This window comes from Comamonas odontotermitis, from assembly GCF_040396735.1.
Lineage (GTDB): Bacteria > Pseudomonadota > Gammaproteobacteria > Burkholderiales > Burkholderiaceae_C > Comamonas > Comamonas odontotermitis_C.
In genome coordinates this window covers 37,808-51,841 of sequence record NZ_JBEBNZ010000001.1, presented here as the reverse complement: position 1 = coordinate 51,841, position 14,034 = coordinate 37,808, and the positions used below count along the sequence as shown (strand labels likewise).

The following is a 14,034-nucleotide window of genomic DNA, read 5'->3' as shown; positions in this document are numbered from 1 at the left end:
TACTATTTGTATAGCTAACTATTGAAGTCTGTTGTACGCCAATGCCCTTCCTTATTGCCCAACCTGTCTTTCACCAGGCGCAGGGAGAACGTCTGCAGGTGGCTCCCACATAAATACCCGGACACTGCAGGATTTTTGCGACGCCTTGCCGTGCCTGTCACGGTTTTAGGGTAGGCGCCTTGCTGCCTGCAGGCCCTCACTCCAGGGCGAAGAACGTGCTCCGGACACAAAATTTCGCACCACCAGCCCACAATTGGCTGCTTTGTATGAAAATAGGTGTTTTCCCATCCAACAGCGGCCGGGCTCGCCCATGCCGCAGCACTGCAGGAGTTATGGCAATGGCAAAAGTGTTTATCGACGGCGAAGCTGGCACCACCGGGTTGCAGATTCGCGAGCGCCTGGTGGACATGCCCGGCGTGGAGTTGGTAAGCATTGCACCCGAGTTGCGCAAGGACCCTGCGGCCAAGCGGGCGCTGATTGCTGGTGTCGACCTTGTCATCCTGTGCCTGCACGATGATGCCGCCAAGGAAACCGCTGCCATGGTGGATGCCATCGAGCAGGAAACCGGGCGCACCATCAAGATCATTGATGCCTCCACCGCGCACCGCACCAATGATGCATGGGTATATGGCTTTCCAGAGCTGAGCGCCAGCCAGAAGGCAGCCGTGCAAGGGGCAAAGCGCGTCTCCAATCCCGGCTGCTATGCCACGGGCGCCATTGCCATACTGCGCCCGCTGGTTGATGCGGGCCTGATCGCGCCCGATGCAGCGCTGGCGCTGCCTTCGGTATCTGGCTACAGCGGCGGCGGCCGCACCATGATCGAGGCCTACGAGGCTGGCACCGCCGCTCCTTACGAAGCCTATGCGTTGGGCCTGACACACAAGCACATCCCTGAAATCCTGAAGTACACCGGCATGACGCGTCGCCCGGTGTTCATTCCAGCTGTCAGCAATTTTGCGCAAGGCATGCTGGTGCAGTTGCCGTTGCACCTCGAAGAGCTGCCCACCAAGCCGCTGATGAGCGATCTGCACGATGCACTGGCCGCCCACTACGCCAAGACCAACCAGGCTGAGCAATGGGTGAAGGTGCTCTCTCCTACGGAGGACAACAAGCTGGCCGCTGATACGCTGGCCGGCACCAACAACCTGGAAATTCGCGTGTTCGGCAACGAGCAGCTGCGCCAGGCCGTGGTGATCGCCCGCCTCGACAATCTGGGCAAGGGCGCCAGCGGCGCTGCGGTGCAGAACCTCAAGCTGATGCTGGGCTTGTAAAAACATAGCGAAAAGCGCTTGCTCTTCATGGAGTTCCAGCATTCAGGTGCCTGAGACCTAACCAAGACAAGCGCCAACAGCTATCAAAACAAAAGCGACCCGAGGTCGCTTTTGTTTTTTGTGCCTTTGAAGACCGCCGTGATTCAGCGCTCCACCGTCCGGTTCCAGCGCTTGTTCCACTCAGGGCGGTCGGCGTTGATCACGTCCCAATCCACTGCCACCGCATTTTTCAGGATGGCGTTCATCTTGTTCTGCTCTTCAGCAGCCTTGCCCTGCAGCTTGGCTTTGGGCGTGACCGGGTTGTAGCTGCCGTTTTCCATGGCCAGGGCCTGGGCTTCGGGGCTCACCAGGTAGTCCTGCAGCTTGTGCGCCAGCTCCGATTCGGGGTTGTTGCTGAGCACGCACATGGCCGTCATCAGCACCACCGCGCCTTCCTTGGGCGCCACGTACTCCATCGGAATGCCCTTGGATTTCATCAGCTCGGCCTGCGTCAGGGTGTAGGGGAAGATGGCCGCATCACCGGCCTGCATCATCTCGACCACCTTGGACGAGTTGGGAATATATTCCACCACGTTCGGGCCAATCGTCGTGGGCCAGGCCTTGAATGCCGGATCCACATTCTTCTCGTTGCCCCCCTTCAGGCGGTTGAACATCAGGAAGGCATGCAGGCCGAAGGATGACGCGGGCATGGATTGCACCACCACCTTGCCCTTGAGCTTGGGGTCGGCCAGATCGCCCCAGGAGGTGGGCGCTGCCCAGCCCTTTTCGGCAAACATCTTGGTGTTGTAGGCCAGGCCCGTCAGCCCCATCGACAGACCAACGGCGCTGTCCTTGATCTTGGCAATGGCCGGAATGTCATTGATGTTGGCCGATGGCTTGAGCTTTTCGCACAGACCCATGCCGATGGCGCGGTACATCACGCCGTCGTCCAGGGTCATCACCTGCATCTGGGCCTTGTCCTTGCTGGCCTGTGCCTTGGCGAGGATGTCGGTCGAGGTGCCGGGCACCACCACTACCTTCACGTTGTTGGCCTTTTCAAACGGCGGGAAGACGAACTGCGAGTACGTACGCTCCATGTTGCCGCCATTCATGCCGATGTAGATGGTCTTGGTCTGTGCGTGCGCTGCGCCCATTGCAGCCACCGCTGCCACCAGGGCTGTTGCCCGAATGGCACCGCGCAGCGGAGAGGTCTTGGTTGTCTTTGTCGTCATGCGATTTTCCTTTCGGGGGTGGGAGAAGAGGCTTCGCCAGCGGAAGCAGGTTGCAAGAATCGGTCGATACGGAAAGCGTCTATCGGCGTGCTGCTGCGGCCCTGCGCAATCAGCTCGGCCATCACCTCGCCCACGCCGGGGCCGAGTTGAAATCCCCCGCCTGCAAAGCCGAAGGCATGGTAGAGGCCTGCAATGCGGCTGCTGGCGCCGATGATGGGTTCATGGTCGGGCAGCGCGCCCTCGTTGCCGCTCCAGGTGCGGATCAGTTGTGCGTTCTTGAGCTGCGGCAAGAGCGCCACCAATTGCGGCAGCTGTTCCCAGATGGTGGTGGCGCGGTTGCGGGCGCGGGTGTCGTCCAGCACCAGGCCCGGGCCGCCGCCAAACACCACGTTGCCACGTCGCACCTGGCGGCAATAGATGCTGCCGCCCTCCACGCCCAGGCTCCAGTGCAGAAAATGCGGCAATGGCTCCGTCACACCCATGGCGGGCGGGCGGATGCGCATGGGCACCGGCTCGCCGCACTGCTCGGCAAACTGGCCCGCCCAGGCGCCAGCCGCGTTGACCACGATGTTGGCCTTGATCTCCAGCCCCGGCGCGCGCACCACAAAGCGCTGACCGTTGTGCTCCACCGCCTGTACCGGTGTGTGTTCCAGCACCTGCGCGCCTGCGCGGCGCGCGGCGGCAGCAAAGGCAGGCGCCAGCAGGCGTGGGTTGGCCTGGCCGTCTTCGGGGCAGAACGAGCCGCCCACCACCTGCGTGCCGCCTACGGGAAAGCGCTTTTTCAGCTCCGCCCCGTCGAGCAGCTGCAAGCCCAGGCCGCAGTCGCGCGTGATCTCGGCGTAACGCATGAGCGACTCCATGTCTGCATCCGAGCGCGCAATCTTGAAATGGCCCGAGCGCTCGTACTCGGCCTCGGTACCGATCAACTCGGTCAGCCGCCCCCACAACACATGCGAGCGCTGCGACAGCGGCAGCATGGCAAGCGACCTGCCCTGGCGGCGCACGCCGCCAAAGTTGACGCCGCTCGAACGCGAGCCGCACAGGTCGCGCTCGAGCATCACCACGTTGACGCCGCGCTGACGCAAAAACAGCGCCGTGCTCGCGCCCATGATGCCGCCGCCGATCACCACCACCTCGGTGGCCAGATGCTTAACCATGGGCAGCCTCCTGCGCAGCGGCTGCCACGGTCATGTCCAGCGGCAGGGGCTTGATCGGCGCCTGGCCACGGATGCGGCCGATGCTCTCCACCGGCACCTGCAATGCATCGGCCAGAATCTCGGTCGCCGCCACGCCGCACATACGCCCCTGGCAACGCCCCATGCCCACGCGGCACAGCGCCTTGATGCGGTTGATATCGCCATTCGCATTGGCAGCGGCCGTGCTGCGCATTTCGCCTGCGGTGATGTTTTCGCAGCGGCACACCACCAGATCGTCGCTCGCCCGCGCGGCCCAATCCTCGGGAAACGGGAAGGCCACTTCCAGCGCCCGCCGAAAATGCTCTGTTTTCAGGAGCCGCTGACGCAGGTGAGATGCGCGCGAGGCATCAATTGGGACACCGCGATCCTGCAACAGCGCCAAGGCAGCCAGTTCGCCCGACATCTCGGCAGCATCCGCACCCATGATGCTTGCGCCGTCGCCAGCCAGATACACACCGGGCACCGAGCTGCGGCGGTCCGCATCGGTCTGCGGCACATGGCAGCGGTGCAGCGGCGCAAAGGCAAACTCGCAGCCCAGCAGGTCTGGCAACTGCGTCTCGGGCCGCAATGCATAGCCCAGGCCGACGGCGCTGCAGGCCGTGCGCTGCTCAGCGCCTTGTGCATCTTTCCACACCAGGGCCTGCACGCGCTCATTCCCCACCCCGCCTTCTACTCGCAGCAGTTGCACGCCATGGTGCACGGATACGTTGTGGAACATCAGCCAGCTCACGTAGTACACGCCTTTGGCAGTCACCGCCGGTTGCGCCAGCATGGCGGGGGCTGCCTTGTAGCGTTGCGCAGCGGGCGCGGTATCCAGCACCGCACACACCTTGCCGCCCGCCTTGGCGTACTGGTAGGCCACCAAATACAGCAGCGGCCCGGTGCCGGCAAACACCACCGCGTCACCAATGGCGCAGCCCTGGTACTTGAGTGCCACCTGGGCACCGCCCAAGGTGTAGACGCCAGGCAATGTCCAGCCAGGGATCGGCAACACGCGATCGGTGGCGCCGGTGGCCACGATCACATCGCGCCAGCGCACGGTGTCTGCCGTGCGGCGGGCCGTGTGCAGCAGATCCAGCGTGTGGCCTTGCGCATTCCACACCAGGGTGTCAGGCCGGTAGTCGATGTCCGCGCACAGGCTGTCAAAGGCCTGGTGCAAGGCAGTGGCGCGGCCCGCTTCAAAACCGTACAGATCCTTGGGCGAGCGGGCAAAGCCGTCAGGCTGGCGGCGGTAGATCTGGCCACCGGCCTTGGGCGCTTCGTCAATGACGACAGGCCGCACGCCGTGGGCAAGCAGGGTCTGGGCCGCGCGGATACCGGCAGGGCCGGCACCCACGATCACGGCCGCGCCATCGGCTGGGCGCGGGTCATCCAGGTAGAAGTCGCTGCCGATCATGGCTGCACCTCCACCGGTGCGGCGGTGGCAACGGCGCCAGGCGTGGTGCATACCTGCATGCCCGCCTGCAGCACCGTGGAGCAGGCGCGCACCTTGCGGCCTGCGTCAGTGCCGCCCAGGGTGACCCAGCAGTCCTGGCAGGCGCCCATCATGCAAAAGCCCGCGCGGGGCGTTCCCGCAAACTCGTGGGTGCGCAGTTGTGCCGATTGCGTCAGCACGGCGGTCAGCACCGTATCGCCCTGCAATGCCTGTGCAGGCTGGCCATTGAGCACAAAGGCCACGGGCATGCGGCCCTGCTCCTTGAGCCGTTGCAACTGGGCCGCGTTGCTGTTGGTTGTCGCGTGTGCCATCAGTGCTTGCCAATCAGAATGCGGTCCAGGCCATAGACCTTATCGAGCAGCAGCATCAGTCCCAGCGTGATGAACACGATCAGTGCCGAGACGGCAGCCATCATCGGGTCGAGCGACTCGGTGGCATACATGTACATGCGCACCGGCAAGGTCACCGTGCTGGGCGATATGACAAAGATCGACATCGTCAGCTCGTCAAAGCTGTTGATGAAAGCCAGCAGCCAGCCACCAGTGATGCCCGGCAGGATCATCGGCAAGGTGATGCGTTTGAACACGGTGGCATTGCTCGCACCCAGCGAATATGCAGCCTGCTCGGCACTGCGGTCAAAGCCGATCAGCGCAGCCATCACCAGGCGCATGGTGTAAGGCATCACCACCAGCGCGTGCGCAAAGATCAGCCAGCCAAAGCTGCCCTGCCCGCCCACCAGGGAGAACATGCGCAGCATGGCCACCCCCAGCACCAGGTGCGGAATGATCAGCGGTGACAGGAACAGCGCCTGCAGCGCGCCTCGGCCCGGAATCTCGTAGCGCACCAGCGCTATTGCGGCAGGTACCGCCAGGGCTGTGGAAATCGATGCCGCAGACACGGCCAGACCCAGGCTGTTCCAGAACGATTGCACGAAATCCGGGTGGTGCAGCACCTGATCAAACCAGCGCAGCGAAAAACTGGTGGTAGGGATCGTCAGCGTCTCTTCGGGGGTGAACGCCACCAGGCAGACGATGACCAGCGGCGCCAGCATGAAGGTGATGACCAGCGCGTTGAAGATGAGGGCAATGGGTCCGTTTTTTTGCATTGTGTGTACCTCGCCATTCAGCCCAGCGTCTTGCGGTAGCGGCCTTCGACCATGCGGTTCCAGCCCAGCATGATGACCAGATTGGCAGCCAGCAGCACAAAGGCGATGGCTGCGCCCAGGGGCCAGTTCAGCTCATGCAGGTATTCGTCATAGATCAGGGTGGCGACCATCTTGACCCGCCGCCCGCCCAGGAGGCCCGGGATGGCAAACGAGCTGGCCGCCAGGCCAAACACGATCAGGCTGCCCGACAGAATGCCGGGCAACACCTGCGGAAAGACCACGCGGCGCAAGGTGGTGGCGTGCGATGCCCCCAGCGAGAGCGAGGCGCTTTCCACGGACGGATCCAGCTTTTGCAGCGAAGTCCACACCGGGATCACCATGAAAGGCAGCATCACATGCACCAGCGCAATCACGATGGCGGTCTCGTTGTAGAGCAGTTTCACGCTGCCGATGCCGACGGCCTTGAGCACGGTGTTGATCAGCCCTTCCGGGCCCAGCAGCATGCTCCAGCCAAAGGCGCGCACCACCACGGAGATGAGTAGCGGCGCCAGGATGATCAGCAGAAAGATCGAGCGCCAGGGCGCGCGCATCTTGCTCAGGATGTAGGCCTCGGGCGCACCGATGGCAATACAGATCACGGTAACCACAGCAGAGATCCACAGCGTGCGCCAGAAAATCTCGTAGTAGTAGCTGTCGGTGACGATGTGCACATAGTGCTCGATGGTGAACGTACCGGCCACCGGACCGCTGTCGGCGTTGTAGACGTTGAACGACAGAATGGTCGTCAGGATCAGCGGCACCACCAGCATCACGGCAAACAGCAGCAGGGCTGGCGCGCTCATGCCCCAGGGGGCCCAGTTGCGCCGCTCTGGCATCGGGGCGCCTTGCGCCATGGCTACGGCAGGGCGACTCATGCGGCCACTCCTTCACCGGCAATCACGCGCACATTGCTGTCGCACCAGGCCATGCCCACCGTGCTGCCCACCCCATGCGGCTCGGTACCATCGTTGGCCGAAGTGACCGTGAGCGTGCCCAGCGGGCACTCCACGGTGTACATCCAGGTATTGCCCAGAAAGAAGCGCTCGCGCACCTGACCCTGCACGCGGCCGGCGTCAATCGCGGACAGCAGGATCTTCTCCGGGCGCAGGCCCAGCAGCACGCGCGCGCCACCGGCAGGCAACGCGCCACTCCCCACCACCTCGATCGCCACCCCGCCCACCTGGGCCACGGCTCCGCCCTGCGCCGAGGCCATCGGCTGAACCGTGGCCTGCAGCAGGTTGGCCTTGCCCACAAAGGTGGAGATGAAGGCGTTGTGCGGGTGCTCGTACACGGTGTGCGGCGTATCTACCTGGGTGATGCGGCCCGCTTCCATCACCACCACGCGGTCACTGATCGACATGGCTTCGCTCTGGTCGTGGGTGACCATGATGGTGGTGGTGCCAACCTTGCGCTGGATCTCGCGCAGCTCGAACTGCATCTCCTCGCGCAGCTTGGCATCCAGGTTCGACAGCGGCTCGTCAAGCAGCAGCACGGGCGGCTTGATCACCAGCGCGCGCGCCAGGGCCACACGCTGGCGCTGGCCGCCGGACAGCTCGCGCGGGTATCGGTCGGCGTATTGCGCCAGGTGCACCAGGGCGAGCGCGTCGCTGGCGCGTTCGCTGCGCTCGGGCTGGACCACCTTGCGCATCTCCAGGCCAAACTCCACGTTCTGGCGCACCGTCATGTGGGGGAAAAGGGCATAGGTCTGGAACACGATGCCCAGGCCACGCTCATTGGCCTTGGCCCGGGTGATGTCGCTGCCATCCAGCTCGATGCGGCCTTCGCTCACATCCACAAAGCCCGCAATCATCTGCAAGGTGGTGGTCTTGCCGCAGCCCGACGGGCCGAGCAGCGAGATAAATTCACCCTTGCTCACCTCTAGATTGAAGCCGCTGACCACGCGCGTGGTGCCGTACTGTTTGGAGACTTGGTGAAGACGTAAAAAGCTCATGGGGATCACCTCGGTGGCATGCACAGCAGCCCTGCTGGTCAGCGCGCGGGCATGGACGATGTTTTCAAGAATTCGCCAATTTTCGGAATGCAGGCCTGGCAGAGACACGGTATAAATACTAATAATGGAAGATAAATTTGATTTATTCCGTTAAATGGAATAAAAATCGAAAAACTCATTGTTTTATTCCGCGTACACCATGGACCACGACAACGAAAACACCGCCAGCCACCAGCGCGGCACTCTGCACCGCAGCTTTGTGGTGCTGCGCGCGCTGGCCGCGCACCAGAAGGAAGGCGTGCGCGTGACCCACCTGGCCAAGGAAATCGGCCTGACCCAGGCCACCACCCACCGATTGCTGCAAGGCCTGGTGCAGGAAGGCGTGGTGGAGCAGGACCAGCAGCACAAGCTGTACCGGCTGGGCCTTGACCTGTTCTCGCTGGCGGCGCTTGCTGGCGGAGTGCAGGATCTGCGCAGCCTCGCGCGTCCCGTGCTGCTGCGCCTGTCTGCCAGCCTGAGCGACACGGTGATCCTGATGGTGCGCTCCGGCTTTGATGCGGTGTGCCTGGACCGGATCGAAGGCCAGTTCCCCATCCGCACCTTCACGGGCGACATTGGCGGCCGCATTCCGCTGGGCGTCGGCCAAGGATCACTGGCCATCCTGGCGAATCTGCCCGACGCCGAGCGCGAAGAGGTGCTGCGCTACAACCTGCCGCGCATCCAGCACTACAACGTGTACGACGAGGTGTATATGCGTACCGAGATCGACAGAACGCTTCAGCAAGGCTATACCGCCAGGAATTCCGGCCTGCTCGAAGGCATGGCTGGCCTCGCAGCCCCGGTGTTTGACCGCAATGGCCATGTGGTGGCGGCGCTGTCCATCGGCACCCACACGGCCCGCCTGAACGACGAACGCCTGCCTGCCGTACGCGACATGCTGCTGCGCGAGGCCAGAACACTCAGCAGCCAGGTCAACCCGTTCGACCCTACCTTGCGCCACCCAATGCACGCGCTGTCCACCGGCGACCGCACGCGCAGCCTTTAGAACGTCCACATACGTAAAAGCCGCCCGCTGGCACACATTGCATGCAAATTTTGTATACAGGTAAAACACCTAGATTTGCAGCTCCACAAGCGGACGGCGAGCTTTTATAGTCTAGCCACTGGGCAGCCGCACGGCGTGTGGCTGCAATGCTTTGGAGATTCTGCATGGATTACACACGCCCCAATCACGTGCCTACGGCCGATGAACTGGCAGCCGCCGAACGCAGCGAAAACCGTGGCCTCATCGCCTTTGCGGTGCTGGTGATTGTCGCTACCCTGTTTGCCGCACTGGCCTTTGGCAGCCATATCGCCGGCTGACACTATTATTTTGATAGCTTTTTACGCTTTCCAATCAAGCGCAAGATGCTGAATCTCCCCTGATACGGCAGGCGACAGACAGGCTGCGTGCTTTGCCGCTACCATGCAAGGCGCCTTCTGCTTCTGCCTGTTCCGATGTCTTCCGACGCCTCCTCGCCCTCCGTCCTCAGCACCCATCCTCGCGCCACCCTGGTAGGGCTTTCAGCCGTGCTGTGCTGGTCAACGTCGGTAGGGCTGTTTCGCAGCGTGGCCGAACACCTGGGGCCGATTGGTGGCGCTGCCTCCGTCTTCACGGCAAGCGCACTGCTGGTGACCTTGCGCTTTGGCATGCCGCGCACTGCACAGTTGCGCAAGATGCACCCCGCCTATCTGTGGGGCTGCGGCCTGCTGTTCGTGCTGTACGAGATAGCGCTGTCGCTCTCCCTGGGCTTTGCCAGCAACCGCACGCAGACGCTGGAGCTGGGCATGATCAACTACCTGTGGCCCAGCCTCACCATCGTGCTGGCCACCGTGTTCGGCCTGCAGCGCTTTCGCATCGGCCTCGTGCCCGGCGTGCTGCTGGCCATGGCGGGTATCGTGCTGGTACTCAAGGGCGACAGCGCCTTGTCGATTGCCAGCGTGTGGGCCAATGTGCAGAGCAACCCGCTCGCCTATGGCCTGGCCTTCGCTGCGGCCTGGCTCTGGCCCTGCTACTCGGTGCTCTCCAAGCGCTATGCGCATGGCGCCAACGCCCTGCCCGCCTTCTTGTGGGCGGTGGCGGCGGTGCTGTGGGCCAAATATGCCATCAGCGCCGAAAGCGCCCTGCAGTGGTCTGTACCTGCCGTGCTGCAACTGGGCATGCTGAGCGGCCTCACGGCGCTGGGCTACAGCTGCTGGGATTACGGCATCCGCCACGGCAATCTCACGGTGATGGCGGTGGGCTCGTACTTCACCCCCGTACTGTCAGCCCTGGTGGGTACGGTGTGGCTGCAGGTGCAACCGGGCTGGAGCTTCTGGCAAGGCGTGGCCCTGGTCACCCTGGGCTCGCTGATCTGCTGGTGGTGCACGCGCCAGCCTCGCAACAAACAGTAACCACAGAGACGTGCGGCAACCTCCATCGCGTCATGGGCACATGGCACACTCGCGGGTTTTGCACAACCCATGGGGGATGGAATCGATGCTCGGGAAAATTGAGAGCGCACTGCTGTATCTGATGCGCCTGGTGATGGTGATCCTTGTGCTGTTCACCTTGTTCAACTTTGCCTTGTGGAGCTGGGAGGCCGTGCGCAAACCCAAGCCGGACACCACACTGGAGGAAGCGCACAAGGACCGTGACTGGGCGACGCTCAAGATCAGCGACGAAGAACTCAAGAAGATCACCTATTCCGACTTTGGCTATGGCGATGCCAGCCAGGCCCTCAACGATGGCAAGCTGGCGGCCGATACGACGGTCGTTGCCGCCTTTGCAGAAGTGGATGCGCTGGTGCGCGCCGCCATCGAGCGCAACCCCGCGCAGCGCAAGAAGCTGGAAGACGACAACAACGAGCGGGGCCTGGCGCCAGCACAGGCGCTGCCTGCACTGGTGGCTGCCATGCAGGCCAAGGAACGTGCTGACCTTGACACCGCAGCGGTTGATGCAGCCACGGCTGCCGCCGCTGCCGTCGAGGCGGCCGACGGCGATGGCTGGCAACCCCAGCCCACCAGCATCGGCGAGGCCTTGCTGAACCAGACGCGCAGCATCATCACCAGCTACAACTACGACGCAGGCCGTGCATTTGTACTGGGCGCGCCTGCAGCCCTCAAAACCTTGCTGGCCGACCCACAGGTGCAGGCGGGCATCAGCAAGCAGACCGCATCCATCGTGGTGAGCAACCTGCTGCTCAACTACAACATGGTATTCAGCACCAAGGCGGGCGAGAGTGATGCGCAGGCCGCAACGCCGGGCTGGCTGGAGCGTCTGCTCGAACCGAGCAACCTGCTGGTGTTCACCGTGCTGCTGTGGTCGTTCGTGTTCCTGATGATGATCGTCGTCTTCCTGCGCGTAGAACGCCATCTGCGTGCCATGTCTCAGGAAGGCAAAACTCTGGCGCAGCGCCCGTAGTTTCAAGCAAACCAGTCTTCCGCGCCCACCTATCAAACGGCAGGCGCTATCAAAGATGAAAAAAGGGGAGCGAGTGCTCCCCTTTTTTGCTGCCTGCAGCGCAGCTTACGGCTGGGTCACGCTGTAGCGGATATCCGCTGGCGCGCCTGCGGTCAGATCGCCAGGCTTGACGTTGCGGAACGCGTTTTCCGCATCGGTACCAGCCTTGGCGGCTGCGGTCACCTTGGCCAGCAGATCGCTCTCGCTCACACCCGACTGGGCATTGAGCTTGACGACAAACTTGCCGTCCGATGCGATCGAGTTGACCGAGTTGCCGCCTGTCAGTTCGGAGACCGAATAGCTGCCCGCCGGCAAGCCGGACTTCTGCAGCTCCATCATGGCGCGCGCAGCGGCATGCAGCGCACTGGTGCGGCCATAGTTGCCACTGCTGTGGCCGCCGGGGCCCTGGAACTCCGCCACAATGGTCTGGGCCTGTGCCAGACCGGCGCCCCACGCAGATGCGACCAGGAACAGGGTGGAAATGGTTTTCTTCATGGTATTGACTCCTGCGGTGGCTTACTTCACTTCACGGGTACGCACGCCGATCGGGTCGAGCGCTGGCGTGATGACCGTGCCATCGGAGAGGTTGTAGCCCGAGGCCATCAACACCGCCATCATGGCGCGCTGGATACGCTTGGCTTCGCGCTTGGGATCGCCGCGCGTGCCCCATTCCCAGAACGCATGGCCGCCGCCGCCCGCCACATCCGATGCGAGCGACCAGTTGTAGGTGGGCACCCCGGTGTTGGCAGGCACGTTGTCGTTCAGGCTGGTCGAGCCCGAGGGCACCTTGCCGGTGTTGTCCACACCCACCGACTGGGCTGCCTGCCAGCCCACCTGCAGCGCGATGTTGGCGGTGTTGCCATTGACGAATGCAGGGCGCAGGCCATACCAGACCTGCTCGATCGACACCGCTTCGGGCGAGCCGTCAGCCTTGCTGTAGCGGGTGTTCTCCGCCGTCATGCCCGCCTTGAAGGTGGGTTCGATCTTGGCGCGCATCTCGTTCAAGGTGTCGGTGCGCTCCGAGCGCATGTCCACCAGCAAGGAGCAGCTGGGCACCACATCGCTGCCGGCAGCGGGCGCTTCGCAGCTGGCCTGGCCCACGGTGTACGTGGTCTTGAGGGCGCCACTGCGCTCCTCCGAAGGCGTCTTCAGGTCGGCAATCTTGGCAATGGTGGAGGCCATGGCTTCGACAGCGCTCGGGCCTGCGCCCGGTGTGGCTGGCGCCTTGAATTTCATCTCGAAGCGGTAGCTGCCGGTGAAGTTCACCGTGCCGCCGCCTTCCGAGCCGAAGTTGGCAACGAAGTTCAGCGGGTTCGATCCGGTGCCCAGGTCCTGCTCGAAGCCATACAGCTGCTTCATCCCGGCCAGATTGCCCTTGCCCTCTTCGCCTGCCGTGCCGCACAGCCACACGTCGTACACCGGTTTGATACCGTATTTCTTGAACATGCGCGCCATGGTGAACACATTGGTGGTGTTGCCCATTGCATCCGAGTAGCCCGGCACGTACATGCGCACACCGCCACCGGCCTTGGCCTCGTCCTGCGTCGCAAACCATTTGCTCGAACGCGCATAGTTGTCGTCTTCGATGATGCGGCCATTGGCGTCGAAGGCCAGTTCGGTCTTGATCGCAGCCAGTTGCGCAGGGGTCGTCACCACGGGGTCGGTGATCGGCTGCAGCTTGATCGGCTGGTATTTCTTGTCCTCGGGCGGCAGCACCTCGGGGTTGACCACGTCGATGTGCGATTCGATCAGCACCTTGGGATATTGGCCCTTGTACGATTTGGCGCCTGGGCTGCCCGAATAACTGCCCTTGATTTCCACGCAGGCGTTGTACACCGGCAGGCCATCGACGATCTGCACGTCCGAGCCGGGCAGATTGCCATCAGCGCGGGTCTTCACTTCGTTGGCCGCAAAACCCCAGTCGTTCACGAAACGGCGGTGCACCTCCTGGGCCATGCGGTTTTCGTAGCGCGACGGCGAAGCAATGCGCACCAGCTCCATGTGCTGGTTGTAGCGCTGCTTTTCACTGGCCGCCGTGTTCAGCTCGGCCATGATGTCCTGGATCTTTTTGTCAGCCATCAGCTTTTGCGAAGCCGACGCGATCAACGGATCAATGGCGGGAACCCCATCCACAATGGTGGTGGGCTTGGGGGTGGCGGGTGTTTCGCCACCGTCGTCGCTGGAACCACTGCCTCCGCATGCGGTCAGCAACAAGGCTGCCGACATGGCGTAGAACAATGGAGATCTGCTGTAGAAGTGCGTTTTCATCATGCTCTATGCTTCTCCAAAAATGGTGCGTCGGCACCGTTGACCAACCTTCCTCGCCCGACCGATATCAACAATGC

Annotated in this window: 14 protein-coding genes; 5 read left to right on the top strand and 9 right to left on the bottom strand. The window is 63.0% G+C overall.

Annotated elements, in window-relative coordinates:
- Positions 1 to 338: 338 nt before the first annotated feature.
- Entirely contained in the window at positions 339 to 1,271 is a 933-nt protein-coding gene (argC, locus tag ACH2DG_RS00260) for an N-acetyl-gamma-glutamyl-phosphate reductase (RefSeq protein WP_395023732.1), read from the top strand.
- Between the two features lie 143 nt (positions 1,272 to 1,414).
- Here argC and ACH2DG_RS00255 read toward each other — a convergent pair whose 3' ends face one another.
- Genes ACH2DG_RS00255 through ACH2DG_RS00225 form a run of 7 tightly spaced genes read right to left on the bottom strand, consistent with a single transcriptional unit; the run spans position 1,415 to position 8,208 of the window.
- Positions 1,415 to 2,482, bottom strand: a complete 1,068-nt coding sequence (locus ACH2DG_RS00255; RefSeq protein WP_395023731.1) for an ABC transporter substrate-binding protein — start codon at positions 2,480 to 2,482, stop codon at positions 1,415 to 1,417.
- The gene (locus tag ACH2DG_RS00250) at positions 2,479 to 3,639 is read right to left on the bottom strand and encodes an NAD(P)/FAD-dependent oxidoreductase (protein WP_395023730.1); all 1,161 of its coding nucleotides are present in this window, start codon (positions 3,637 to 3,639) and stop codon (positions 2,479 to 2,481) included. The genes ACH2DG_RS00255 and ACH2DG_RS00250 overlap by 4 nt, the downstream gene beginning before the upstream one ends.
- Entirely contained in the window at positions 3,632 to 5,074 is a 1,443-nt protein-coding gene (locus ACH2DG_RS00245; RefSeq protein ID WP_395023729.1) for an FAD-dependent oxidoreductase, read from the bottom strand. The genes ACH2DG_RS00250 and ACH2DG_RS00245 overlap by 8 nt, the downstream gene beginning before the upstream one ends.
- Entirely contained in the window at positions 5,071 to 5,424 is a 354-nt protein-coding gene (locus ACH2DG_RS00240) for a (2Fe-2S)-binding protein (protein ID WP_395023728.1), read from the bottom strand. The genes ACH2DG_RS00245 and ACH2DG_RS00240 overlap by 4 nt, the downstream gene beginning before the upstream one ends.
- Positions 5,424 to 6,218: an ABC transporter permease gene (locus tag ACH2DG_RS00235; RefSeq protein WP_184704438.1), complete on the bottom strand. Its 795-nt coding sequence runs from the start codon at positions 6,216 to 6,218 to the stop codon at positions 5,424 to 5,426. Before ACH2DG_RS00235 ends, ACH2DG_RS00240 begins: the two co-directional genes overlap by 1 nt.
- A 17-nt stretch (positions 6,219 to 6,235) precedes the next feature.
- Positions 6,236 to 7,093, bottom strand: a complete 858-nt coding sequence (locus ACH2DG_RS00230; protein WP_395024113.1) for an ABC transporter permease — start codon at positions 7,091 to 7,093, stop codon at positions 6,236 to 6,238.
- A 35-nt stretch (positions 7,094 to 7,128) separates the two neighbouring features.
- On the bottom strand, positions 7,129 to 8,208 hold the full coding sequence (locus tag ACH2DG_RS00225; protein ID WP_395023727.1) for an ABC transporter ATP-binding protein: 1,080 nt from the start codon (positions 8,206 to 8,208) through the stop codon (positions 7,129 to 7,131).
- A gap of 199 nt (positions 8,209 to 8,407) precedes the next feature.
- On the opposite strand from ACH2DG_RS00225, the gene ACH2DG_RS00220 reads away from it, so the two are divergent.
- From ACH2DG_RS00220 to ACH2DG_RS00205, 4 genes are all read left to right on the top strand, one after another.
- The gene (locus tag ACH2DG_RS00220) at positions 8,408 to 9,253 is read left to right on the top strand and encodes an IclR family transcriptional regulator (protein WP_395023726.1); all 846 of its coding nucleotides are present in this window, start codon (positions 8,408 to 8,410) and stop codon (positions 9,251 to 9,253) included.
- A gap of 164 nt (positions 9,254 to 9,417) precedes the next feature.
- Positions 9,418 to 9,570 (top strand): hypothetical protein, encoded by a 153-nt coding sequence (locus ACH2DG_RS00215; RefSeq protein ID WP_395023725.1) that lies wholly within the window; start codon positions 9,418 to 9,420, stop codon positions 9,568 to 9,570.
- 135 nt (positions 9,571 to 9,705) lie between these two features.
- On the top strand, positions 9,706 to 10,641 hold the full coding sequence (yddG, locus tag ACH2DG_RS00210) for an aromatic amino acid DMT transporter YddG (protein WP_395023724.1): 936 nt from the start codon (positions 9,706 to 9,708) through the stop codon (positions 10,639 to 10,641).
- A gap of 85 nt (positions 10,642 to 10,726) precedes the next feature.
- Positions 10,727 to 11,650 (top strand): hypothetical protein, encoded by a 924-nt coding sequence (locus tag ACH2DG_RS00205; protein ID WP_395023723.1) that lies wholly within the window; start codon positions 10,727 to 10,729, stop codon positions 11,648 to 11,650.
- A 105-nt stretch (positions 11,651 to 11,755) separates the two neighbouring features.
- Here the strand turns inward: ACH2DG_RS00205 and ACH2DG_RS00200 are convergent, their stop codons facing one another.
- Together ACH2DG_RS00200 and ACH2DG_RS00195 are read right to left on the bottom strand one after the other, a co-directional pair.
- Positions 11,756 to 12,184 carry a peptidase dimerization domain-containing protein gene (locus ACH2DG_RS00200; RefSeq protein ID WP_184704450.1) on the bottom strand — a complete coding sequence of 143 codons (429 nt, stop codon included), beginning with the start codon at positions 12,182 to 12,184 and terminating at the stop codon, positions 11,756 to 11,758.
- Positions 12,185 to 12,205: 21 nt separating this feature from the next.
- Positions 12,206 to 13,960: a peptidase M20 gene (locus tag ACH2DG_RS00195; RefSeq protein WP_395023722.1), complete on the bottom strand. Its 1,755-nt coding sequence runs from the start codon at positions 13,958 to 13,960 to the stop codon at positions 12,206 to 12,208.
- Between the last annotated feature and the right edge of the window lie 74 nt (positions 13,961 to 14,034).